The following is a 23815-nucleotide window of genomic DNA, read 5'->3' as shown; positions in this document are numbered from 1 at the left end:
GCGGCGGGCGGCTCATTCCGTCGTCGGCATGGGCGAGCGAGCATCATGGTGGCGTGCCCCTCGACGATGCAGACCCGACCGCGATCGCGGACCCGAGCTCGACCCCCAGCCCTGCCCCCACGCCGCGTGCCGCCCCGCGCGACCCGGCCGCGACCGACGCGTTCCGCGCGGCGCGCGACTCGCTCGCCTCGGCGGCCGCCGCCGGTGACCACGACGCGGCCCGCGACTCCTTCCGCTGGCCCGACGTCGGCGACCGCTTCAACTGGGCCGTCGACTGGTTCGACGTGGTCGCCGAGGGCAACGACCGCACCGCGCTCTGGATCGTCGAGGAGGACGGCCGCGAGACGACGGTCAGCTTCGACGAGATGCGCCGCCGCTCCGACCAGGTCGCGAGCTGGTTCGTCGAGCGCGGCGTGCGGCCCGGCGACCACGTGCTGCTGATGCTCGGCAACCAGGTGGAGCTGTGGGAGGCGATGCTCGCGGTCATGAAGGTCGGTGCGGTCATCCTGCCCACGTCGGTGGTGCTCGCCGACCACGACGTCGAGGACCGCGTCGTGCGCGGCGACGTGCGGCACGTGCTCGTCAACGTCGCCGACGCGGCCAAGTTCGACGGGGTCGACCCCGGCGTCGGCCGCATCGTGGTGGGCGGGGAGCTCGAGGGGTGGGCCTCCTTCGAGGACTCGCACCGCGCCTCCCCGGCCCGCCCGGAGGTCGCGACGGCGACCGACGACCCCTGCCTCGTCTACTTCACCTCGGGCACGACGAGCAAGCCGAAGATGGTCGTGCACACCCATGCGTCGTACCCCGTGGGGCACCTCAGCACGACCTACTGGCTGGGCCTGCGCCCCGGCGACGTGCACCTGACGATCTCGTCGCCCGGCTGGGGCAAGCACGCCTGGAGCTGCTTCTTCGCCCCGTGGATCGCCGAGGCCACCGTCTTCGTGCACAACCAGGCGCGGTTCTCGGCGTCGGCGCTGCGCGAGCAGCTCGACCGGGCCCGCGTGACCTCGTTCTGCGCGCCGCCGACGGTCTGGCGCATGCTGATCCAGTCGTCGCTGGGGGAGGCGCCGGTCGCGCTGCGCGAGGCGCTGTCGGCCGGCGAGCCCCTCAACCCGGAGGTCATCGACCGCGTGCAGCAGGCGTGGGGGCTCGACATCCGCGACGGCTACGGCCAGACCGAGACGACGGCGATCATCGCCAACCCGCCCGGCGGCCGCGTCGTCGCCGGGTCGATGGGCCGCCCGCTGCCCGGCGTCGACGTCGTGCTGGTCGACCCGGTCACCGGCGAGCAGGGCGACGAGGGCGAGATCTGCCTCGACCTGCGGGTGCGCCCCGTGAACCTCATGACGGGCTACCTCGGCGACGAGGCCCGCACGGCGGCCGCGACCCGCGACGGCCTCTTCCACACCGGCGACGTCGCCACCCGTGACGCCGACGGCATGATCACCTTCGTCGGCCGCACCGACGACGTCTTCAAGGCCTCCGACTACAAGGTGTCGCCGTTCGAGGTCGAGAGCGTCCTGATCGAGCACCCGGCCGTCGCGGAGTCGGCCGTCGTGCCCGCCCCCGACCCCGTGCGCCTCGCCGTCGTGAAGGCGTACGTCACGCTCGCCGCGGGCTGGGAGCCCACCGCCGAGACGGCGCGCGCCGTGCTCGCCCACGCCCGCATCGGCCTGCCCGCCTACGAGCGCGTGCGCCGCGTCGAGTTCACCGACGAGCTGCCGAAGACGATCTCGGGCAAGATCCGCCGGGTCGAGCTGCGGGAGCGCGAGGAGGCGGCGGCCCGGTCGGGCGAGCGCCTCGACGGCGAGTGGCGCGACGAGGACTTCCCGGGGCTGCGGGTGCGCTGAGGCGCGGCCCTCGCTCGCTCGTCGTCCGTTCGTCGCCCGCTCTGGGGGCGTCGGCGGTCCCGTCGGATCGGCCTGAGCTGCTGGTCAGCGGGCAGGATGGTGACTAAGGTCGGAAGGTCCGTCGACGAGGAGAACCGTGATCAGCAGCGCGAGCCCGGTGAGAGGCCTCTCGTGACCGACCCCGCATCGTCGCCCGTGCCGCTCACGCGGCGTGAGGCCAGGGCCCTCGAACGTGCCGCCGAGGCGGCCGCCGCCGGGGTGGTCGCTCCCGCTCTCGCTGCGTCGGAGTCCGGTCTCGAGCCCGTCGTGCCCTCGGTCGTCCAGCCCGTCGAGCCGCCCGCGGCGGGGCCCGTGGTCCTGCCGGCCGCCGCACGGCGCACGGTGACCACGCGCCACCCCGTCTCGGTGCCCCGGGGCGAGGGGTCGGGTCGACCGGCACCGCGCCTCCGGCAGCCGGCGTCGCTGCGGTCGGTGGCGGCCTCGCAGGTCGCTGGCGCCACGAGCGCTACCCCCGCCTCCGCTCGCTCGGGTCGCCCGGCTCGCTCGGCTCGCTCGGTGCGGAGCGCGCTGCGGAGCGTCCGCGACGCCGCCGTGCCCGCTCTCGCGTTGGTCGCCGTCACCCTGTTCTTCTCCTCCAACGTCACGCCGGCGACGGCGACCGAGCTCGGCGGCTCGGGCGTGCAGACGTCGGCCACGGCGCCGCTGCCCGGCCAGACCCTCGCGGCCTCGCTCGTCGTGCTGACCGTCGACGACCGAGACGGCTTCGGCGTCACCGACCCGCCGCCTCCGCCCCCGCCGCCGCCGCCCGTCGAGGTGGCCGCCGAGTCGTCGACCGCGACGCAGGGCGGGTCGTCGGCGCGCAGTTCGTCCGGTGCGGCACCGCGCGGTGCGGCGTCCGGCGCCGGGACCGTCGTGAACAGCGGCACCGGAGACATCCGTTGGCCGTTCCCCGGCAGCGTCGTGCTGAGCTCGGGCTTCGGCCCGCGGGCGGCGCCGTGCGCGGCCTGCTCGAGCATGCACATGGGGCTCGACATGACGCCCGGCGGCGGGACGCCGATCGGGGCCGTCGCCGACGGGGTCGTGCGTGTCTCGGGGCTGCACGCGCAGTTCGGCCAGTACGTCGTCATCGACCACGTGATCGACGGGCAGAAGATCAGCACGCTGTACGCGCACATGCGCCTCGGCTCCAGCCCGCTCGTCACCGGCCAGTCGGTGGGGGTCGGCGAGCTCGTCGGAGCCGTCGGCCGCACCGGAGTCGCCACGGGTGAGCACCTGCACTTCGAGGTGCTCGTCGGGGGCTCGACGCAGGTCGACCCGAAGGCCTGGCTCGACGCGAACGCGGGCCGCACGCTCTAGGGCTGGCCCGGGCCCGGTCGGGCCGCACGCTCTGGGGCCGGGCCGGGCCGGGCCGGGCCGGGCCGGGCTGGGCCGGGCCGGGCCGGGCCGGGCCGGGCCAGCTCGGGCCGGGCTGCGCCGGGCCGGGCCGGGCCCGGAGAGGCACCCCGTCTTCGCACCCGAACCCCGCCGCGGCGGGGTTCGCCTGCGAGGACAGGGTGCGTCACCGCACGCTCCGCGCGGGAACCTCGTCTCCCTCTCGGCCCGCGTCCCGTCGCACCAGCCCGGCGACGACGCACCACGTCTTCGCCTCCGAACCACGCCGCGGCGTGGTTCCCGTGCGAGAACGTGGTGCGTCCCCGTCGCCACGGCTGCGTCCCGCGCCGGAGCGACCCCCTGGCATCCCTCTTCCACTCTGGAGTGGAGGAGCGGATCTAGGCGGGCGGACCGGGCGGATCGCTGTTCCACTCTGGAGTGGAACAGCGGTCGTGCAGTGCGAGTGCCGGCGCGGCGGGGGCGCGGGCGGTTCGCCGTTCCACTCTGGAGTGGAGGAGCGGATCTAGGCGGGTGGACCGGGCGGGCGGTTGCTCCACTCTGGAGTGGAACAGCGGTCGTGCAGTGAGAGTGCCGGAGCGGCGGGGGCGCGGGCGGTTCGCCGTTCCACTCTGGAGTGGAGGAGCGGATCTAGGCGGGCGGACCGGGCGGGCGGCTGCTCCACTCCGGAGTGGATCGAGCGTCCTGGACCGTCGCTTCCGCCCCGCCGGGCGACCGCCGCCCCGCCGGGCCACCGCCGCCCCGCCGGGCGACCGCCAGCCCGACGGGCATCAGCCGGTCTGACGGCGTCGGGATGCGCTCACGCACCCCCGGCGGCACGGCCCGCTGCGCCGAGACGCCGTCACGGGCCCCCGGGGGCGCGGCCGACGACGAGCTCGACCCCGGCGGCCCAGACCCGGGCGACGTGCCAGTCGTCGGTCCAGACGACCAGGTCGGCGGCGTGGCCGGGCGCCAACAGCCCGAGAGGGGCTGCCCCCGCGGCAGGCGCCGCGGCGACCGCGGGTGCAGGTGCCACCGCCCCCGCCTCCGCCCCCAACCCCGCCCCCGTGCCCGCTCCCGCACCGGCCGATCCGGCAGGCGCCGCGGCGAGGCCGAGCGCCCTCGCCGGCGTCAGCGTCAGCGCCGTCACGGCCGCGACCGGCGACTGCCCCGCGGGCCCGAGGGCGACGCGCAGGGCCGCGTCCTGCGTGAGGGTCGACCCGGCCAGCGTGTCGGTGCCCGCCAGCACGGCGCGCCCGTCCGTCACGGTGACGGCGAGCCCTCCCAGCAGGTGCTCACCGTCGCCCGCACCCGCCGCGGCCATGGCGTCGGTCACGAGCGCGACCCTGCCGGGCGCGGCGGCGAAGAGCAGCGCCGCCACCCGCGGGTGCACGTGGCGCCCGTCGAGCACGAGCTCCAGCGTCACGCGCTCGTCGCCGACGGCCGCACCGACGGGCCCGGGCTCCCGGTGGTGCAGCCCGGGCATCGCGTTGAGGGCGTGCGTGAGCACCGTCGCCCCGCGCTCGAACGCCGCGGCCGTCAGCGCGTGGTCGGCCTCCGTGTGGCCCACGGCGACCACGACGCCCGCCGACACGATCCGCTCGATCGCCTCGAGGCCGCCCGGCAGCTCGGGTGCGACGGTCACCTGCCGCAGCACGCCGGGCGCGGCGGCGAGCAGGGCGTCGACCGCCTCCGGCGAGGGCGCGACCAGGTGCCGTGGGTCGTGGGCGCCCCGTCTCCCCGGGGCGAGGAACGGCCCCTCGAGGTGCGCCCCGAGCACGAGCGGGTCGCGCTCCCGCAGCGCGGCGACCCGCTCCAGCGACCGCCGGAGGCGCGGCAGCGGCGCCGTGACCAGGCTCAGGACGGAGCGCGTGGTGCCGTGCGCGCGGTGCACGGCCAGGCCGCCCTCGACGTCGGCGAGGTCGTCGTCCCAGGAAGCGCCTCCGGCCCCGTGGGAGTGCAGGTCGATCATCCCCGGCGTCAGGCGGGCCCCCGCGAGGTCGACGGTGGCGTCGGCGACCGGCACCGCGCCTCCCGCAGGCTGACCGGGCGCCGAGGCCCGGGGCTCCGTGTCGACCGTGACGTCGACGTCGAGGTCGCCCTCACGACCGGTCGCGACGATGCGGTCGCCGTCGACGAGCAACCACGTGCCGGGCCGCTCGCCCGAGGCGTCGACCGCGTGGGCTCCGCGGAACAGGACGGTCAGGAGCCGCCCTCCCGCCTCGCGACCAGCACGCCGGTCACGAGCGCGACGACCGCGACGACGACCGCGACCACGGGGTAGCCGAGCTGCACCCAGACGACGACGACCGCGCCGACGACGGCCGTCTCGACCAGGGTCTTGCCGACCCGGTCGGTCCGCACCACCGAGCGGGGCGACCGGAACAGCAGCCACACGGCGACGGCGAACAGCGGCGCGGCGACCATGGCCAGCACCGCCGGCCACGGGAACGGCCACGCCAGGTAGCCCCACGCCGCGAGGCTCAGCAGGCCGAAGGCCATCGTCGCGACGCGCAGCACGCCGAGCGGCGTGACGGGCCCGGTGCGCGAGGGGCCGGGGGGAGGCGCGGAGGAGGTCGGTGTCACCGGGCCAGCGTACGTCCGGCGGCTCGGCGCCCGCCCCGGCACCGCGGGCGGGACGGCCCGAGCGTCGGCGCCGCCCCCGCCCCGGCGCCCGACCCCCGCCGCTCCTAGCGGAAGACGATCGTGCGGGCCCCGTCGAGCAGCACGCGGTCCTCCGCGAACCAGCGCACCGCCTGGGTGAGCGTGCGGCTCTCCTCGTCCTGGCCGATCGCCATCAGCTCGGGGGCGCTGCGGGTGTGGTCGACGCGCACGACGTTCTGCTCGATGATCGGGCCCTCGTCGAGGTCGCTCGTGACGAAGTGGGCCGTCGCGCCGATCAGCTTGACCCCGCGGGCGTGGGCCTGGCGGTACGGGTTCGCGCCCTTGAACCCGGGCAGGAACGAGTGGTGGATGTTGATCGCCCGCCCCTCGAGCGCCGCGCAGAGCTCGGGGCTGAGGATCTGCATGTAGCGGGCGAGCACGACGAGCTCGATGTCGTATCGGTCGACGACCTGCAGCACGCGGGCCTCGAAGGCGGCCTTCGACTCCGCGTCGGTGACCGGGTGGTGCTCGAAGCGCTTGCCGTAGAACTCGGCGAGGCCCGACAGGTCGTCGTGGTTGGCGAGGATGAGCGGCACCTCGATCGGCAGCTGCCCGGCGCGCTGCCGGAAGAGCAGGTCGTTGACGCAGTGCGCGGCCTTGCTCGCGAGCACCAGGGTGCGCGTCGGGCGCCCGACCACGTCGAGGGCGTGCTGCATGCCGTAGCGCTCGACGACCGGGGCGAGCTGCGCCTCGAAGGCGGCACGCTCGCCGGGGGCCTCGACCTGCAGGCGCATGAAGAAGGTGCCGGTGTCGTGGCTCGAGAACTGGGCCGACTCCGTGATGTTGCCCCCCGCCTCCACCACGGCCCCGCTGACGGCGTGCACGATGCCGGGCTGGTCTTCGCAGACCAGCGTCAAGGTCCAGTGCGTGGTGGTGGGGGAGTCGCTGGTCGGGTCGGTCACCAGCCCAGGGTAGTGCGGGCGGCGGGCGTGCTACGCGACCGTGGCGATCAGCAGCGCCACGAGCGCTACCAGCGGGAACACGCCCTGCAGCGTCGCCGCGCGGGCTTTCGTGCGGTCGCTCAGCACGAGCACGAGGGCGGCGGCGAGCATCGAGCCGGTGCCCGCGACGAGCAGGGCCACGCCCGCGGGGGAGGCGCCCGCCGAGTCGTCGGAGGCGATCAGCACGACGCCGACCACGGTGACGATCGCGAGGAAGAGGTTGTAGAAGCCCTGGTTGTAGGCGAGCGGCTTCGTGTGCTCGGCCTGGGCGTCGCTCGAGATGCCGAACGTGGCCCGGACCCGCGGGGTCGTCCACAGCACGGACTCCATGACGAAGATGTAGACGTGCAGCAGCGCGGCGAGGGCGCCGGCGATCAGGGCGATGAGCATGGGGCCGACTCTAGGGCCCCTCCCTCGTGGGCGGGGCTCCGTTCGCCTTCTGGCACCCGGTGTTACGGCCCCGTTTCGGCTGTGTGAAGAACGTATACGAAACGACCTGGGGGCCTGTGGAACGGCTCTATGGTTCCCCTGGATCCGCCCAGAGCCGGGGCGTCGGAGAGCACGCCGCCGACGGAGCCCGGGGGCGGACGACCGTCCGTCATCGCCCCCTCACCCAGGAGACCCGTGCCCTCGTCTGCCCCTCGGCCTGCCCCCAGGCCCTCCGCCGGTCGCGCCCCGTCGCGTCCGCTCGACCGCCTCTGGCGACGCGTCGCCGTCGCCACCACCCTCTGCGTCGCCGCCGGCACGCTCGCGTTCGGGGCCCCGGCCTCCGCCGCGCCTCCCACGGTCACGACCCTCGCCCAGGGCTCGGACTGGTCGGTCACGCCCGCCGCCGGCGGGTACGTCGTCACCAAGACCCTCGACGCCCCCGTCGAGCAGCGCAGCGCCGCCCCGACCCTGTGGGCCGACGGCGTCGAGCTCGGCGTCGCGACCGAGAGCCTCGACGGTCTCACCCTCACCGTCGTGACCACCCTGCCCGTCGCGGCCACCGCCTCCTCGGTGCAGGCGGGCTGGACGGGCGAGGGCGACCCGGCCCGCGCCCCCGGCGGCCAGGCCCAGCGGCGCCAGGCCGCGCCGACGCCCACCACCGACGCCGTGCCCGACGACGGCGTCGCCGACGCGCAGCGCCTGCTCGCGGCCGACCCCGCGACGCTCGGTGCCTACGGCACCGAGCGGCTCGACTACGACCTCGGCGACGAGGCGGAGGAGATCCGCGGCTTCGGGCGGCTCGGCGAGATGCGCGCGTCGGTCACGATGCCCGTCGGGGCGACCGGCGAGCGTCCGGTCGTGATGTTCCTGCACGGGCGCCACACCTCGTGCTCGGGCGGCACCCGCAACCCGCTCGCCTGGCCCTGCAGCCCCGACCAGGTCGACGTCGAGAGCTACCTGGGGTACCAGGACTCGGCCGACGTGCTCGCCAGCCAGGGCTACGCCGTCGTCTCGATCTCGGCCAACGCGATCAACGCCCTCGACGGCACGCTCTCCGACGACAACGGCGCGGTGGCCCGTGCCCAGCTGATCCTCGACCACCTCGCGCTGCTCGAGCAGGCGAACTCCGGTACGGCCGTCGGCCTCAGCCCCGCCCTCGCGGGGCGCCTCGACCTCGACCACGTCGGGCTGATGGGCCACTCGCGCGGCGGTGACGGCGCCGTGCGCGCCGCGCTGCTGAACGCCGAGCTGCCCGAGCCCTTCGGCATCGAGGCCGTGCTGCCGCTCGCGCCGACCGACTTCGGCCGCATGACGCTGCCCGACGTGCCGATGGCCGTCGTGCTGCCGTACTGCGACGGCGACGTGTCGAACCTGCAGGGCCAGCACTTCTTCGACGACTCGCGCCTCGCCTACGGCGACGACGTGCTGCGCTCGTCGGTGCTCGTGATGGGCACGAACCACAACTTCTACAACACGACGTGGACGCCGAGCAAGTACGCCTACTCGGCCAGCGACGACTGGGCCGCGCAGGACCGCCAGCAGGTCGACCCCGACTGCGGCTACGGCACGGCGCCCGCCCGCCTCGCCGACGACGAGCAGTACGACGTCGGCACCGCGTACCTCACGGGCTTCTTCCGCCTGACCATGGGCGGCGAGCAGCAGTTCCTGCCGATGTTCGACGGCTCCGACGAGGTGCCCGCCTCGGCCGGCCGCGCCGACGTGCGCGTCACCGCCTCGCAGCCCGCCTCGACCCGCCTCGACGTGCAGACGTTCGCCGTGCCCGACCCCGCCGTGCGCGTGGCCGGCGCCGGCACGTACGCCTGGTGCGCCAGCCTCGCCGGTCGCCCGGTGCCCGGCACGCAGCCCTACTGCGCCACCTCGCTGCTGTCGGCCCAGGTGCCCGACTTCACCCCGGCGAACTTCGCGCCGTCGGTGCCGACCACGCCGTCGCTGCGGTTCACCTGGACCGAGCCCGCGTCGGCGACCGCCGCCCCGGCCGAGCTGCGCGTCCCGATGCCCGGCGGCTCGACCGACGTCTCCGGCTACGAGCGGCTGTCGTTCCGTGTGAGCCCCGACGAGACCGTCGCGGCCCGCACCGACCTGGTCGTCACGCTCGTCGACGGGAAGGGCGGCTCGGCGAGCCTGCCCGCCTCGGAGTTCGGCGACGCCCTGCAGGTGCTGCCCGGCACGAAGGCGCCGCTCCGCAAGCTGCTGCTGCAGCAGCTGGAGATCCCGGTCGCGTCGTTCACCGGCGTCGACCTGGCCGACGTGCGCGAGGTGCGCTTCACGGCTCCCCGCGTCGCCGGCGGCGCGCTGCTCAGCGACCTGTCGTTCCTCGCGGCGCCGAGCGTCGGCACGGCCGCGATCTCGACCCGTCCGTTCGTCTCGGTGCCCGACGTGGCGATCGAGGAGGGCGACGGCCTCGGGTCGGTGGACGTCCCGGTGCTGCTCAGCCGCGCCTCCGACGCTCCGACCACCGCGTGGTTCAGCGCGATCGGCACGCCGAGCGGCAAGGTCGACGTCGCGATGCGGCCCCTGACCTTCGCCCCCGGCGAGACCTGCAAGGTGGTCACGGTGCCGACGACGGGCGACGACCTCTCGAGCCCGACGGCGACGACGCGGTTCCGCGCGACGATCTCGAACACGCAGGAGGGCTCGACCATCGGCGACAGCTTCGGCTGGGTGACGGTGCGTGAGGACGACGCGGTGGTGACGGTGCCGACGGCGACCGTGCCCGCGACGGTGCTGCCGATGGCCCCGGCCGTCGGGGTGCAGGGCGACGCGTGCGCCGAGGCGCAGGCCGAGGCCGGCACCCTCACGGTGTCGGACGACGTCGTGCAGCAGGGCCAGTCGCTGACGATCTCGGGCTCGGGCTTCCGGGTCGGCGAGGCCGTCGCGGTGACGATCGCCCCCGAGGCCGCCACGGCCCCCGGTGCGCCGACCGTCGCGGTGGTCGACGAGGGCGAGCCCCTCGTCGAGACCGTGATCGCCGACTCGGCCGGCTCCTTCGCGCTGGTCAGCACGATCGCGGCCGACGCCCCCGACGGGGTCCGCACGGTGAGCGCGCTCGGGGCGGGCTCCGGCCTGACCGCGACGGCGAGCTACCGCGTGGGTGCCGAGGCCGTCGTGCCGACGCCCGTCGACCCGGCTCCGGTCGACCCGGGCACGCCCGGTGCGCCGGCCCCGGGTGCGCCCGGTGCGGGTGCGGGTGCAGGAGGCGCGGTGCCGGTCGTGCCCGCGGCCTCCGGTGCCACGCCGATCACGGCCCGCCCGGGCTCCGGTGCCGGTGCCTCCGACCTCGCGTACACCGGCCCCGGCGTCGCGACCGGAGTCCTGGCGATGCTGGCGCTCGCCCTGCTCGGCCTCGGCTCGGCAGCGGTCGTCGCCCGGCGCCGTGGTCTCGAGCCCCTGACGGCGACGCAGGACGCCGCCGACGAGGCGGTGCGCGACCCGCGCTAGGTCGCAGCCGCCGACACGACGTGCCGCACGCCCCTCGGGGTGTGCGGCACGTCGTTCGTCGTGGGGGTCGCGCGGTCAGGACTCCCGCGACCGCTGCGTGCCGCAGGCGAGCGCGCCCGCCGGGACGTCGTCCATGTCGGTCGGCCCGACGTAGGCCGGCTGGAGGGGAGGCAGCGTCGTCACGGCGGCGCTGGCGCCGCCGACCGCCGAGACCTGACCGTCGAACGTCGGTGAGGTGGGGTCCGACCCGGTCGCGAAGACGACGAAGTAGCCGCCCTCCGTGCCCTGTGCGGTCTGCGCGTTCTCGACGAGGCCGGTCAGCGTCCACGTGCCGAGGTCGGTGTCGGGTCGGGCGCTGAGCCACGGCAGGACGGACTCGACCGTGCCGTTCGCGACGGACGCCTCGTGCAGCGACGTGTTCACGACGGCCAGGGTCGCGGCCGACGCGTCCTGGCACGNCCCGGCCCCCGCGTTCCCCGACGCACAGCCGGTCAGGAGCAGGCCCCCGACGACGGTCAGCACGGCGAGTGCGGCCGCCCCCTCGTTCTTCTTCGACATGCGGTCAGGCTAGGCCACTGTCGACATCAGGCGACGAGTTCGCGGGGGCGGACATCGTCGAGGCAGGGCCCGACGGCCGCCCCCGCCCTCAGGCCGAGTTGTGCCCGCCGGCCGACCACGACATGCCGCCGGCCTCGCCGCGCGGGCCCTCCTGCTGTCGCTCGGCGTCGGCCTGGGCGCGCAGGCCCGACTCGTGCTCCTCCGCGTCGAGCCGCGCGGCGAGGGCGCGCGACCGGCGCTCGCGGACGACGACGACAGCCGTGGCCGCGACGATGCCCAGGACGATGAGGGTGACGACGACCGTGGCGGTGTTCATCACGACACGCTAGCGACATCCCCGATGACCGCAAGGGGCCCCGTCGAGTCGGCACGACCTCGCTCGGCGCCGCCGGGCGCACGGAGGGCGCCCCGCACGGCTGTCGTGCGGGGCGCCCTCGGGGTGGTGGGCGGCTAGGAGCGGTGCTGCTCGCCGCTGCCGGGGACGGCTCCCTCNGGCGGCCGCGTCGGCCTCGACCGCCGCGTAGGAGGCGCTCAGCCCCTCGTCGGCGTCGTGCTCGACCCAGGCGAGGTCGTCCTTCGAGTGGTCGTACGCGGCGGGCACCAGCGCGAAGTCGTCGCCGAACTCCTCGAGGCCGTTGCGCACGCTGTGGCGCACGACACGCTCGGCGTACTGGTCGCGGAGGATGAGCGGATCGCGGCGGAGGTCCTTGAGGAACGCGATCATGATGAACGCCATGATGATGGCGAACGGCAGCGCCGCGATGATCGTCACGTTCTGCAGCGCGCTCAGCCCCGCGCCGTCCTCCCCGCCGGCGACGAGCAGCACCGCGGCGATCGCGCCGACGAGCACGCCCCAGGTCACGGTGACCCAGCGCGACGGCTCGGGGCGGCCCTGCTGCGACAGCGTGCCCATCACGAGCGACGCCGAGTCGGCGCCGGTGACGAAGAAGATCGCGACGAGGATCGCGGCGATGACCGTCGTGACGCCCGCCAGCGGGAGGCCGCCGAGCATGCCGAACAGCACCTCCTCGGGCGGGCTGCTGGGCAGCGGAGCGTCCTTCATGCGCTGGTCGATGGCGGTGACGCCGAAGATCGCGAACCAGATGAACGACACGATCGACGGCACGACCACGACGACGGAGACGAACTGGCGCAGCGTGCGGCCGCGCGAGATCTTGGCGATGAACATGCCGACGAAGGGGGACCACGAGATCCACCACGCCCAGTAGAAGATCGTCCAGCTCGACAGGAAGGCCTGGGCCTCCTCGCCCTGCGAGCCGGAGCGCCCGATCATCATCGGCAGGTCGCCGACGAACTGGGCGGCGACCGAGGGGATCACGTTGAGGATCAGCATCGACGGGCCGACGAAGAACACGAAGAGCGCCAGCAGGAGCGCCACGACCGTGTTGATGTTCGAGAGGGCCTGGATGCCGCGCGAGACCCCCGACACGGCGGAGATGATGAAGGCGATGGTCAGCACCGTGATGACGCCGACCAGCAGCGTGTTGCCGGCCTGGCCGATGCCGCTGATCAGCTCGACGCCGTGGCCGATCTGCAGGGCGCCGAGGCCGAGCGAGGCCGCCGTGCCGAAGAGCGTCACGATGATGGCGAAGATGTCGATGGTCTTGCCGAGGGGGCCCTGGGTGCGGCCCTCGCCCAGCAGCGACGCGAAGATCGACGAGATCAGCGGGGTACGGCCGCGGCGGTAGGCGCCGTAGGCGATCGCGCCGCCGATGAGGGCGTAGAACGACCACGCCTGCGGGCCCCAGTGGTACAGGACCTGCGTGAGGGCCGTGTGCATCGCCTCCACCGTCTCGGCCTCGTCGGTGCCGGGGGGAGGCGTCTCGAAGAAGGTCAGCGGCTCGGCCGCGCCCCAGAACACGAGGCCGATGCCCATGCCGGCGGCGAAGAGCATCGAGATCCAGGAGAACATCGAGAACTCGGGTGCCTCGTCGTCACGCCCGAGGCGGATGCGCCCGAAGCGGCCGAACCCGACCCAGAGCATGAAGACCATGATCACGGTCGCGATCGACGTGAAGAACCAGCCGGTGTACTCGATCACCCAGGCGAGGACGGCCGAGGCGGTGGAGGCGAGGCTCCCGCCGCCGAGGACGCCCCACGCCAGGAAGGCGACCGCGAAGAGGATGGCGACGCCGAAGACGGTGCGGTCGGTGCGGAACACGCGGCCGGTCTGCTCGACGCCGAGGCCCGGGATCAGGGCGGGGTGCACCCCGCTCGGCGGCGGCTCGGTGAAGTCGCGGACGAGGCGTCGCGCGCCTCCGGCGGTGCGGTCGTGGCGGTGGTCGCCGGGCGGATCGGTAGGTCGGGGGGCCTGCTGGTTTCCTGACATGAGGAGCAATTCTCTGACTTTTGGGGCAGAAGGACCAATCGAGGCGTCGGGGACGCCCCTCGGGCGACGACCTCGACGGGGCTCACGCCCCCTTCCGGGCACCAGCCGCGACGGTGGCCACCGCACAGGCCGACGGCCACGTCACGGGGCTCCCGTGACGTGGCCGTCGGCTCTGCCCGGCCCGGGTCAGCGGGGCCGGACCGTGATCGAGTCGATCTCCGCGAAGCCGCTGCCGCCGGCGTAGTTCGGCGAGCCCTTCGCGAGCCTGATGACGTTGTAGCCGGCCTTCAGGGTGAGGGGGGCGGCGGCGGAGTCGGCGAACCGGCCCCATCCGCCCGTGGTCGGGTACGAGACCGTCGAGAACGCGCCCCCGTTGTAGGCGAGGCCCTGGGTGGACGTGGCCGCGCCTCCGTTGGCGTACCGGGTCGTCAGCGAGTAGGCGCCCGCGGTCGGCACCTCGACGACGAAGTCGACGAAGCTGTTCGAGCGGCCGTCGCCCAGGCCGTCGATGCGACCGACGTAGCCGCCGTTCGAGGCCGTGGCCGACGACAGGCGCTGCGCGTTCACGACCGTGGCGTTCTCGGCCTCGTACACCTGCTGGTACGACGTCGTCGGCCCGGCGGCCGGCGTGACGACGACCTGGTAGGCGCCCAGGTAGTCCTGGTTCGTGATCGGCACCGTGACGGCTCCGTTCACGACGGTCGCCGTCGTCCGCGAGATCCAGGTCGGGGCGGCGACGTTCGTCATGCGGCCCGAGCGCGGCGTGTAGTTCACGGTGACCTCGACCTGCGAGCCGAACGAGGCGAGCCCCTTCACCTGGACGGCGTTGTCGCCGAAGGTGCCGCCCAGGGCGACGTTGACGATCTTGCGGGTCGAGTCGTACGACGCGAAGCCGTCGAGGTCGCCCGAGGGCGTGACGGCGAGCATGTTCCCGGCCATCTCGCCGTACCACTTGTAGAGCCAGTACGAGCCGGTGGGGGCGCCGTTCCAGACGAGCCCGCCGACGGTGCCCGACTCGTACCAGTACGCCCGCTCGGCGTCGTTGATGCCGGTGCGCTCGAACTGGGCGATGTAGTGCGCCGCGACGCTGGGGGTGTCGACCTGCGACGGCGAGCCGTACTCGTTGATCGAGATGGGGCGCGGGCTGATGCCGAGCGAGCGCTCGATGGCCCGGTAGTCGGCGACGTGCTCGTCGACCGTGTTGTAGGTCTCGTCCTCCAGCTCGTGCCAGACCACGACGTCGGGCAGCGTGCCGTCGGCCTTGGCCCGGGCCATGAAGTCGCGCATCAGGTCGGGGTAGTAGCGGCTGTAGCTCGGGCCGACGATGGGCGTCGTCGTGTCCTGCAGCTTCACCTGGCGGTAGGTGCGGGTCCAGCCGTCGAGGAAGGGGCCGGCCTTCGCGGTGTCCCAGGTGCCGTCGGGCTCGTTCCAGAGCTCCCAGCCGTTGATGTTCGTCGTGCCGGTGGCGTCGACGCGCGCCTTCACCATCGTGTCGATCTTCTGGGTCCAGTCGGCCCAGCTGATCCAGCGGTACGGGAAGTCCGGGTACACGTCGGGCATGCGGGCGTACGACTGCGCGCCGTCGCGCGTGAACGCCGGCGCCGTCACGAGGACGTCGCCGGAGGGGACGGTGGCTCCGTTGCCGAGCTGCTGGACCCCGGGCGCCGGCTGGGTGTGCTGCTTGAGCCGCAGCGGGGTCAGCAGGCCCGGCGCCGGCTCCGTGGTGCTCGAGACGGCGTACAGGCCGCCGGCCCCGACGTGGGTGACCGGCCGGATGCTGCTCGACGCGTCGACGACGAGCGTGTTCCCGGCGGCGCTGGCCGTCGCGCCCGGGGTGACGAGCGCCGCGACGACGGCTGCGCTCAGGCCGAGGGCCAGGACGGCCCCCATGGTCTTCTTGGTCTTTCTCATCCTGTGCTCCTTCGCGTGGACGAGCGGCGCCGCGTGGGACGGCATTGTCCGAAACCGCTTTCGCTGAGACTGACAGAGGCCTGCGGATTAAGCAAGAAGGTGCCCTGAAGTGGTTTCGAGGACGCGAGGTTACAGATCGCCCGGCCGTAGCTCGGGCGAGCTCGCCCTCGGACGAGGGCGAGCGAGTTCGCCCTCGGTCGACGACGAGGGCCACGGCGCAGGCGCGGGCTCAGCGCCTCACGTCGGGCGTCACGCCCCGGCGTCGGTGCGCGGGATCGTCGACGCCCGCGCCTGCACGCGCACCGGCTGTGGGAACACGCCGGCGGAGACGGTCCCCTCGATGATGTCGACCAGGTGCTGCGCCGCGGTGCGCCCGAGCACCTCGAGCTCCATGTCGACGCTCGTCAGCGGGGGGCGGGACTCCCGCACGAGGAGGTCCCAGTTGTCGAAGCCGACGACCGCGACGTCGTCGGGCACCCGCAGGCCCTCGTCGCGGAGCGTGTCGAGCACGCCCCGGGCGATGTGGTCGCTGCCCGCGACGACGGCGTCGAGGGGGTCGCTGCCGCGCACGAGCAGGCGCGCGCAGTCGCGGCCCCAGGCTTCGCCCCACTGTCCGTAGAGCGAGTCGCCGCCGACGAGGCCGAGCCCGGCCGCGCGCAGGGCCCCGGCGACCCCGGCGGCGCGGTCGCGGGCGGCGGCGTACGACGCCTCGCCGTTGACGAGGGCGATGTGCCGGCGGCCCAGGCCGAGCAGGTGCTCGGCCGCGGCGGTGCCGGCCTGGACGTTGTCGGGCGTGAACGACACGTCGCCGTCGCCGGTCGAGGGCGCGTACACGTAGACCACCGGCACGTCGGCGGGCACGGCGGCGGGCGGCCGCGGGTTCGTCGTCCGGCCGACGATGAGGAGGCCGTCGACCCGTCGGGTCAGGAGGGAGTCGATCTGCAGCTGCTCGCGGAGGGCGTCGTCGCGGGCGTCGGCCAGCAGCACGGAGAGCGAGCCGGAGCCGAAGGCGTCCTCCGCCCCGAGGAGGATCGGCAGCACGAAGCGGTTGTCGAGGTCGCTCGTCACCATGCCGATGGTGCCGGTGCGAGCCGAGTTGAGGGCCCTCGCGAAGAAGTTCGGGGTGAACGAGAGGGCCGCCGCGGCCTCCTCGACCTTGAGCCGCGTGCCGGCCGCGACCTGGGCCCGGCCGTTCAGGGCCTTCGACGCCGTGGCCACCGAGACCCCCGCGACCCGCGCCACGTCGGCGAGGGTGACCGTCGTCGACCCTGCCCTGTCCCCTGTCGTGGCCATGTACCGAAATTAGTTCATGTCTGTGTTGACAAGCAAGCCGAGCAGGCATAGCTTCATCCCCGAAACCAGTTTCGGTGTCCACCCCGCACCGGAGCCGACACCCCCTACTTTCTCGACGGTGAGATGCGCGGACCGCGCGGCCTCTCTGCGAGATCCCTGCAGCACCAGAGAGGATCACCGTGAACACGAACACTCGCAAGGCCGCCATCGTCACCGTCGTCGGGCTCGCCACCGCGGCCGCGCTCACCGGCTGCGCCGGCGGATCGGGCGGAGGCTCGTCCGACGCCGCGTCCGGCACCTACACCTTCTGGGACCCGTACCCCCAGTTCGACGACTCCAGCGACTGGGCCAAACTCGTCAGCTCGTGCGGCACCGACGCGGGCGTCACGATCGAGCGCACGGGCTACGACACCTCCGACCTGACGAGCAAGGCGCTCCTCGCCGGCCAGCAGGGCAACAGCCCCGACCTGCTGCTCGTCGACAACCCCGTCGTCTCCACGCTCGCCGAGGCAGGCCTGCTCACCGACACCGACGAGACCGGCGCCGACACCTCCGCCGTCGAGGCGAACCTGCTCGCCGCCGGCCAGCTCGACGGGAAGACCTACGGCGTCCCGATCGGCGCCAACACGCTCGCTCTCTACTACAACAAGAGCGTCCTCGACGCCGCCGGCGTCGACCCGGCCTCGATCACCGACTGGGACAGCCTGACCACCGCCCTCGAGGCGGTCACCGCGGCGGGGAAGAAGGGCATCACCTTCTCGGCCATCGGCACCGAGGAGGGCAGCTTCCAGTTCCTGCCCTGGTTCTGGGGCTCGGGCGCCGACCTGACCACGCTCGACTCCGACGACGGGCAGTCGGCCCTCGCCCTGTGGACCGACTGGGTCGACGCCGGCTACGCCCCCAACTCGGTGATCGGCAACACGCAGACGACCAGCTGGCAGGAGTTCCTCACCGGCGACTACGCCTTCGGCGAGAACGGCACCTGGCAGCTGGCCGGGGTCAAGGAGTCGGGCATCGACTACGGCATCATCTCCATCCCCTCGAAGGACGGCGGCGCCGCCCCGGCCCCGACCGGCGGCGAGTTCCTGACGGTGCCCGTGCAGTCCGACGACGCACGCTACGCGGTCTCCGAGAAGATCCAGGCCTGCCTGACGAGCACCGACAACCTCGTCGCGACCGACACGACGCTCTCGTACGTCGCCCCGACGACGGAGGCGCAGGAGGCGCAGGTCGCCGCCGACCCCGACCTCCAGCCCTGGGTCGACGCGGTCGCCGACGCGAAGGGCCGCACCAGCGACGACCTCGGCACGGACTACCCGAAGATCTCGGAGCAGCTCTGGAAGGCCGTGCAGAACAGCCTGAGCGGGTCGTCGACCCCGGAGGAGGCCCTGCAGGAGGCGCAGCAGGCCGCCGAGTCCGCCACGAAGTAGCGAGGCCCCGGCCTGGCCACCCGGCCGGGGCGCGCACGGCGCCCCGGCCCCCGCGGCACCCCCGCACCGTCCCCCGACGAGGAGCAGCAGCAGATGACCACCGACACCGTCCCCCGCCCGGAGGCGACCCGAGCAGCACGGCCGGCCTCCCCGCCGGCCCCCGGCGCCCCGCCGGACCCCTCCGCGGCGCGCCGCCGTCGACGCGTCGAGCCGGGCCAGGCCGCGGCCTGGGCGTTCCTCGCCCCCGTGGTCGCCTACCTCGCCGTCTTCTACGTCTACCCGCTGCTGCGGAACGTCGACCTCTCCGTGCGGGACTACACGGTGCGGTCGTTCATCGACGGCACCGCGCCCTTCATCGGGCTGCAGAACTTCGTCGAGGTCTTCCAGAGCCCCACCTTCGGCCCCGCCCTCGTCAACACCCTCCTCTTCACGTCGATCTCGATCGCGTTCCAGTTCTCGATCGGCATGGCCCTCGCGGTCTTCTTCTTCCAGAAGTTCCCGCTCTCGTCGACGCTCCGGGCGCTCTTCCTCGTGCCGTGGCTGCTGCCGCTCATCGTCAGCGCCTCGACCTGGTCGTGGATGCTCAACAGCGAGAGCGGCGTGGTCAACTCGGTCATCCGTGCCGTCGGCGGCGAGCAGGTCAACTGGCTGACCTCGCCGCAGTGGGCGCTGACGAGCGTGATCATCGCCAACATCTGGATCGGCATCCCGTTCAACCTCGTCATCCTCTACAGCGGGCTGCAGAACATCTCCGCGGACGTCTACGAGGCCGCCTCGCTCGACGGCGCGAACGCGTGGCAGGCGTTCTGGCGCATCACCTTCCCGCTGCTCGGGCCGGTCTCGGCGATCACGATCCTGCTCGGCCTCGTCTACACGCTGAAGGTCTTCGACATCATCTGGATCATGTCGCGCGGCGGGCCGGGCGACGCCTCGACCACGTTCGCCATCTGGTCGTACCAGCTCGGCTTCGGCTCGACGCTGCCCACCTTCGGGCCCGCGGCTGCCGTGGGCAACCTCCTCATCGTCATGGCCCTCATCTGTGGCCTCGTCTACCTGCGCGTGCAGAGGAAGCAGGCGAACTCGTGACCGCCGTCACCACCACCCGGCCCACCGGGGCAGCGAGCCCGCCCAGCGACGCACGCCGCGCCTCCTCGAGGCGCCTCGGCCGGCGCAGCCTCGGCACCACCGTCGTCGGCGTCGCGCTGACCGCCGTGATGCTGTTCCCGATCTACTGGATGATCAACGTCTCGCTGACGCCGACGGCGCAGATGCGTCAGAGCCCGCCGTCGTGGTTCCCGGCGCAGCCGACCCTCGACGGCTACCGCGCCGTCGTCAGCGAGCAGCTGCCGTACCTCGGCACGAGCCTGCTCGTCGGGCTCGGCACCGTCGTGGTGACGATCGCGCTGTCGGCCCCCGCGGCCTACTCGCTCGCCAAGCTGCGGCCCGTCGGCGGCGGAGCCCTGAGCTTCGTGATGATCGTCGCGCAGATGATCCCGCAGGTGATCATGGCGATGGGCTTCTACGCCATCTACCTCAACCTCGGGATCCTCAACGAGTGGTGGGGCCTCGTCATCGCCGACTCGACCCTCGCGGTGCCCTTCGGCGTGCTGATCTTCACCGCGTTCATGCAGGGCATCCCCGACGAGCTCCTCTCGGCCGCGAAGCTCGACGGGGCCGGCACCTGGCGCACCTTCGTCTCGATCGTGCTGCCGGTCAGCCGCAACTCGGCCGTGACCGTCGGTCTCTTCGCGTTCCTCTGGGCCTGGTCGGACTTCGTCTTCTCGTCGACCCTCAACAGCGGCGGCGACGCGCAGACCATCACCCTCGGCATCTACCGCTACATCGGCAACAACAACCAGGAGTGGAACTCGATCATGGCGACCGCGGTCGTCGCCTCGATCCCCGCGACGGTGCTGCTGGTCGTCGCCCAGCGCTACGTCGCCGCCGGCGTCACCGCCGGCGCCGTCAAGGACTGACCGTGACCACCCGGCCCCTCGCCGCGCAGCCCGTCGCCGTACCCCCCGAGACCAGGAGCACCACCGTGACCACCACCTCCCCCCGCCCCACCACGCTCGCGGGCGACCGGCGCCGGTTCGCCGGGCCCGTCGACCCCCGCACGTCGACGCTGACCCCCCTCGACGCGACCCAGGTGCGCCTGACCGGCGGGTTCTGGGCCGAGAAGCAGCAGCTCAACGCCGACGTCGTGCTGCGGCACTGTGAGGACTGGATGGAGCGCATCGGCTGGATCCGCAACTTCGACCTCGCCGCCGCGGGCCGTGACCAGGTCGACGTGGAGTGGCAGCACTCCGGCATCGAGTTCGTCGACAGCGAGGTCTACAAGCTGCTCGAGGGCATGGCGTGGGAGCTCGGCCGTCAGCACGACCCCGACCTGCAGCGCCGCTACGACGACCTCGTCGAGCGCGTCTCGGGCGCGCAGGACGACGACGGCTACCTGCACACCAGCTTCGGCCGCCCCTGGCAGCGCGCCCGGTGGAGCGACCTCGAGTGGGGCCACGAGCTGTACTCCATGGGCCACCTCCTGCAGGCCGTCGTCGCCGCGGAGCGGACGGGCACCGGCCCCCGCCTCGTCGAGGTCGGTCGCCGTCTGGCCGAGCACCTGTGGCGTGAGTTCGGGCCGGAGGGGCGGGTCGCGATCTGCGGTCACCCCGAGATCGAGGTGGCCCTGGCCGAGCTCGGTCGCGCGCTCGACGAGCCCCGCTGGGTCGAGCTCGCCCGGCTCTTCGTCGACCGTCGCGGCCGGGGCCTGCTCGCCGAGATCGAGTACGGCGCCGAGTACTTCCAGGACGACCGGCCCGTGCGCGAGGCCGACGTGCTGCGCGGCCACGCCGTGCGTGCGCTGTACCTCGCGGCGGGAGCCCTCGACGTCGCCGTCGAGACCCGCGACGACGAGCTGGCCGACGCCGTCCGCCGACAGTGGGAGGCGACGGTCGCGCACCGCACGTACGTGACGGGCGGCATGGGTTCCCACCACCAGGACGAGGCGTTCGGCGCCGATCACGAGCTTCCGCCCGACCGCGCGTACTCGGAGACCTGCGCGGGCATCGCCTCCACGATGCTGTCGTGGCGGCTGCTGCTGGCCGACGGGGACGCCCGGTACGCCGACCTGATCGAGCGCACGCTGCTGAACGTCGTCCTGGCGTCGCCCCGCGAGGACGGGCGCGCCTTCTTCTACACGAACACGCTGCACCAGCGCACCGAGGGCACCGCTCCCGACGAGCTCGAGGTCAACGCCCGCGCGTTGTCGAGCCTCCGAGCGCCGTGGTTCGAGGTGTCGTGCTGCCCGACGAACGTCGCCCGCACCCTGGCGAGCGTGGAGCAGTACTTCGCGACCCGCACCGACGACGGCGTGCAGCTGCACCAGTACGGCAGCTACGACGTCGACGTCGAGCTGCCCGACGGCACGGCCGTCGCCCTCTCGGTCGCGAGCGGGTACCCGTTCGACGGCCGTGTCGAGGTGACCTGGCGGGAGGCCACCGACCGCGAGGTCGAGCTGACGCTCCGGGTGCCCTCGTGGACGGAGGGCGCGGCCGTCACGCTGGTCGCGCCCGACGGCGAGGTCAGTCGGCACGCGAGCTCGACGGTGGTCGTGCGGCAGGCGTTCGCGGCGGGCGACGTGGTCGTCCTCGACCTGCCGACCCGCGCCTCCTGGGTGCACCCCGACCCGCGGATCGACGCGGTGCGCGGCCAGGTGGCCGTGCAGCGGGGGCCCCTGGTGCTGGCGCTCGAGTCGGTCGACCTGCCCTCGGGGAGCGTCGCCGACGTCCTCGTCGACACCCGGGTCGCCCCCGTCACGACGCCGACCGGCGCCCGGGTGGCGCTGACCCGCAGCTGGACCCGGCCGGCGCCCTGGCCGTACGGCCAGTCCGTCGCGGCGACGGTCGAGCAGCTCGGCCGCGTCGACCTCGTGCCCTACGCCTCGTGGGGCAACCGCGGGCCGTCGACGATGCGCGTGTGGCTGCCGGTGGGGGAGGGGCGGGGCTGAGGCCGGGTCGGGGCCGCGCCGTGTCGACGCGGCCCCGGGTGGGTCACTCGCTGACGCTGTCGCTCTCGCCGGCGAGCTCGCCGCCGTCGATGACGAACTCCGCTCCGGTCTGGAAGCTCGACTCGTCGCTGGCGAGGTAGACGACGAGGTTCGACACCTCGGCCGGCTCGCCGATGCGGTGCAGGGCGCCGAGCTGGTCGCCGAGCTCGAGGCCGTCGGTCATCGGCGTGCGGATGACGCCCGGGTGCACCGAGTTCGAGCGCACGTTCTCCGCACCGAGCTCGAGCGCGACCGACTTCGTCAGGCCACGGATCGCGAACTTCGACGCGACGTAGCCGTGCAGCGCCGTGGTGCCCTGCAGGCCCGCCGTCGACGAGATGTTGACGATCGAGGAGGGTGCCGACGCCACGAGTGCGTCGCGGGCGGCCGTGATGCCGAGGAAGGCCCCCGTCACGTTGATGCTCAGGATGAGGTTCCACTGGTCGAGCGTGTACGTGCCGAGTCGGCCGAAGTTGACGATGCCCGCGTTGTTGACGAGCACGTTCAGCCCGCCGAACTCGTCGACGGCCGTCGACACCGCCGCGGCCCAGTCCGCCTCCGAGGTGACGTCGAGGTGGACGTAGCGGGCCGCGTCGCCCAGCTCCTCCGCGAGGGCTCGGCCCTCGTCGTCGAGCAGGTCGCCCACGACGACCCTGCCCCCCTCTGCCACGATCGCTCGGGCGTGCGAGGCGCCCATGCCCCGCGCGCCTCCGCTGATGAGGGCGATCTTGTCTGTCAGTCGTTCCATGTCGTGGCTCCCTTGCCGTCGATGTAGGTCCTGCACGTCACGACGACCGCCGCAGTTGCGCGACGCGTGTCGTCGTCTGCTCGAGAGTACGCCGACGGTCGTCGTCCGGGCCGTGCCTGGTCCGCGTCGTCGGCCAGGGCCCGTCAGCGAGCGTCCGGCAGGGCGGTGCCGTCGTCGACGTCGAGGCGGACCCTCCACCCGGCGACGCCGCTCTGCCCGGCGAGGTCGAGGGCGTCGGGCCCCGCTGACCGCAGGATGAAGCCTGGCCCGAACGGTCGAGAGGCGTCGTTCTCGTCCGAGAGAGCGACCGAGACCGCGACCGCTGCCCCGGCCTCGTCCTCGGCCTCGCCGTGGCCGGGGAGGCGCTCGACGGCGACGCTGGTCGACTCGCCGACGACGTTCGTCCACGGGCCCCCGGGGTCCGGTCGGTGGGAGCGCTGTCGGACGGCGTCGACGGAGAGGATCCGCCCGGCCACGGCGACCCGGGGCGCATCGTCCCCGCCGTGGTGTGTCTCGGCGAAGTCGACGCCGGCCGCCTCCTCCGGGCCGTACGACGCCTCGATCCACTCGCGGCCCCAGGTCAGCTCCCACGTCACCTCGTCGCCGATGCCGGCCGCCGTGCCGCAGCAGCCCTGCTCCCAGCTCGAGACGAACACTCCGATGCGCATCCGCCCAGCGAAGCACGCCGACGAGCCGCACGGGTCGGCCCCGGCCCTTGAGCTCCCTCCATGTCCACAGGTCCCGCCGTCCACAGGCGGAGCCGTGTCGTCTC

General features: G+C 73.7%; 17 protein-coding genes. 7 read left to right on the top strand and 10 right to left on the bottom strand.

From position 1 onward, the window contains the following. Positions 1-53 precede the first annotated feature (53 nt). Complete coding sequence (locus tag IFT72_RS10220; protein WP_371741247.1) at positions 54-1850, top strand: AMP-binding protein; 1797 nt, start codon at positions 54-56, stop codon at positions 1848-1850. Positions 1851-2021: 171 nt separating this feature from the next. Then, a complete protein-coding gene (locus tag IFT72_RS16660) occupies positions 2022-3206 on the top strand; it encodes a M23 family metallopeptidase (RefSeq protein ID WP_192046315.1) in 1185 nt (394 codons plus the stop codon). A gap of 874 nt (positions 3207-4080) precedes the next feature. Here the strand turns inward: IFT72_RS16660 and IFT72_RS10210 are convergent. From IFT72_RS10210 to IFT72_RS10195, 4 genes are all read right to left on the bottom strand, one after another. Further along, positions 4081-5361: an N-acetylglucosamine-6-phosphate deacetylase gene (locus tag IFT72_RS10210; RefSeq protein ID WP_244634324.1), complete on the bottom strand. Its 1281-nt coding sequence runs from the start codon at positions 5359-5361 to the stop codon at positions 4081-4083. Between the two features lie 59 nt (positions 5362-5420). Then, positions 5421-5804 carry a DUF2568 domain-containing protein gene (locus IFT72_RS10205; protein ID WP_056057190.1) on the bottom strand — a complete coding sequence of 128 codons (384 nt, stop codon included), beginning with the start codon at positions 5802-5804 and terminating at the stop codon, positions 5421-5423. A gap of 104 nt (positions 5805-5908) precedes the next feature. Then, positions 5909-6784 (bottom strand): formyltetrahydrofolate deformylase, encoded by an 876-nt coding sequence (gene purU / locus IFT72_RS10200; protein WP_167260296.1) that lies wholly within the window; start codon positions 6782-6784, stop codon positions 5909-5911. 30 nt (positions 6785-6814) lie between these two features. Next, a complete protein-coding gene (locus tag IFT72_RS10195) occupies positions 6815-7213 on the bottom strand; it encodes a DUF1304 domain-containing protein (RefSeq protein ID WP_192046314.1) in 399 nt (132 codons plus the stop codon). 234 nt (positions 7214-7447) lie between these two features. On the opposite strand from IFT72_RS10195, the gene IFT72_RS10190 reads away from it, so the two are divergent. Next, a complete protein-coding gene (locus IFT72_RS10190; protein ID WP_192046313.1) occupies positions 7448-10711 on the top strand; it encodes a hypothetical protein in 3264 nt (1087 codons plus the stop codon). A 646-nt stretch (positions 10712-11357) separates the two neighbouring features. On the opposite strand, the gene IFT72_RS10180 is transcribed toward IFT72_RS10190, so the two are convergent. The 4 genes from IFT72_RS10180 to IFT72_RS10165 all read right to left on the bottom strand — a co-directional run bounded on the left by IFT72_RS10180 (position 11358) and on the right by IFT72_RS10165 (position 16823). Next, positions 11358-11585 carry a hypothetical protein gene (locus IFT72_RS10180; RefSeq protein WP_192046311.1) on the bottom strand — a complete coding sequence of 76 codons (228 nt, stop codon included), beginning with the start codon at positions 11583-11585 and terminating at the stop codon, positions 11358-11360. A gap of 177 nt (positions 11586-11762) precedes the next feature. Beyond that, positions 11763-13619, bottom strand: a 1857-nt coding sequence (locus IFT72_RS10175) for a BCCT family transporter (protein ID WP_192046384.1), incomplete at its 3' end; no start/stop codon positions are given. A gap of 186 nt (positions 13620-13805) precedes the next feature. Beyond that, the gene (locus IFT72_RS10170) at positions 13806-15530 is read right to left on the bottom strand and encodes a CBM35 domain-containing protein (RefSeq protein WP_244634323.1); all 1725 of its coding nucleotides are present in this window, start codon (positions 15528-15530) and stop codon (positions 13806-13808) included. Between the two features lie 249 nt (positions 15531-15779). After that, entirely contained in the window at positions 15780-16823 is a 1044-nt protein-coding gene (locus IFT72_RS10165; protein WP_056057174.1) for a LacI family DNA-binding transcriptional regulator, read from the bottom strand. A gap of 179 nt (positions 16824-17002) precedes the next feature. Here IFT72_RS10165 and IFT72_RS10160 point away from each other — a divergent pair, with 179 nt between their 5' ends. The 4 genes from IFT72_RS10160 (at position 17003) to IFT72_RS10145 (ending at position 22256) form a co-directional block, all read left to right on the top strand. After that, positions 17003-18253, top strand: coding sequence for an extracellular solute-binding protein (locus IFT72_RS10160; RefSeq protein WP_371741246.1), 1251 nt, complete (start codon positions 17003-17005; stop codon positions 18251-18253). A gap of 93 nt (positions 18254-18346) precedes the next feature. Continuing rightward, positions 18347-19339 (top strand): carbohydrate ABC transporter permease, encoded by a 993-nt coding sequence (locus IFT72_RS10155; protein WP_056057170.1) that lies wholly within the window; start codon positions 18347-18349, stop codon positions 19337-19339. A 128-nt stretch (positions 19340-19467) separates the two neighbouring features. Further along, positions 19468-20229 carry a carbohydrate ABC transporter permease gene (locus tag IFT72_RS10150; RefSeq protein WP_167261346.1) on the top strand — a complete coding sequence of 254 codons (762 nt, stop codon included), beginning with the start codon at positions 19468-19470 and terminating at the stop codon, positions 20227-20229. Positions 20230-20294: 65 nt separating this feature from the next. Beyond that, positions 20295-22256: a beta-L-arabinofuranosidase domain-containing protein gene (locus IFT72_RS10145; RefSeq protein WP_192046310.1), complete on the top strand. Its 1962-nt coding sequence runs from the start codon at positions 20295-20297 to the stop codon at positions 22254-22256. Between the two features lie 43 nt (positions 22257-22299). On the opposite strand, the gene IFT72_RS10140 is transcribed toward IFT72_RS10145, so the two are convergent. Next, positions 22300-23043 (bottom strand): SDR family oxidoreductase, encoded by a 744-nt coding sequence (locus IFT72_RS10140; protein ID WP_192046309.1) that lies wholly within the window; start codon positions 23041-23043, stop codon positions 22300-22302. A gap of 143 nt (positions 23044-23186) precedes the next feature. Then, on the bottom strand, positions 23187-23711 hold the full coding sequence (locus IFT72_RS10135) for a DUF6578 domain-containing protein (RefSeq protein ID WP_192046308.1): 525 nt from the start codon (positions 23709-23711) through the stop codon (positions 23187-23189). Between the last annotated feature and the right edge of the window lie 104 nt (positions 23712-23815).

The sequence above is a fragment of the Frigoribacterium sp. CFBP 8754 genome (assembly GCF_014841815.1).
Classification (GTDB): Bacteria; Actinomycetota; Actinomycetes; order Actinomycetales; family Microbacteriaceae; genus Frigoribacterium; species Frigoribacterium endophyticum.
This window is presented reverse-complemented; position numbering and strand designations above follow the sequence as displayed.

Excerpts from the sequence above, each read along its gene's own strand:
- IFT72_RS10195 (WP_192046314.1), bottom strand. The coding sequence starts at position 7,213 with ATGCTCATCGCCCTGATCGCCGGCGCCCTCGCCGCGCTGCTGCACGTC.
- IFT72_RS10180 (WP_192046311.1), bottom strand. The coding sequence starts at position 11,585 with ATGAACACCGCCACGGTCGTCGTCACCCTCATCGTCCTGGGCATCGTC.
- IFT72_RS10170 (WP_244634323.1), bottom strand. The coding sequence starts at position 15,530 with ATGAGAAAGACCAAGAAGACCATGGGGGCCGTCCTGGCCCTCGGCCTG.
- IFT72_RS10165 (WP_056057174.1), bottom strand. The coding sequence starts at position 16,823 with ATGGCCACGACAGGGGACAGGGCAGGGTCGACGACGGTCACCCTCGCC.
- IFT72_RS10155 (WP_056057170.1), top strand. The coding sequence starts at position 18,347 with ATGACCACCGACACCGTCCCCCGCCCGGAGGCGACCCGAGCAGCACGG.
- IFT72_RS10150 (WP_167261346.1), top strand. The coding sequence starts at position 19,468 with ATGCTGTTCCCGATCTACTGGATGATCAACGTCTCGCTGACGCCGACG.
- IFT72_RS10140 (WP_192046309.1), bottom strand. The coding sequence starts at position 23,043 with ATGGAACGACTGACAGACAAGATCGCCCTCATCAGCGGAGGCGCGCGG.
- IFT72_RS10135 (WP_192046308.1), bottom strand. The coding sequence starts at position 23,711 with ATGCGCATCGGAGTGTTCGTCTCGAGCTGGGAGCAGGGCTGCTGCGGC.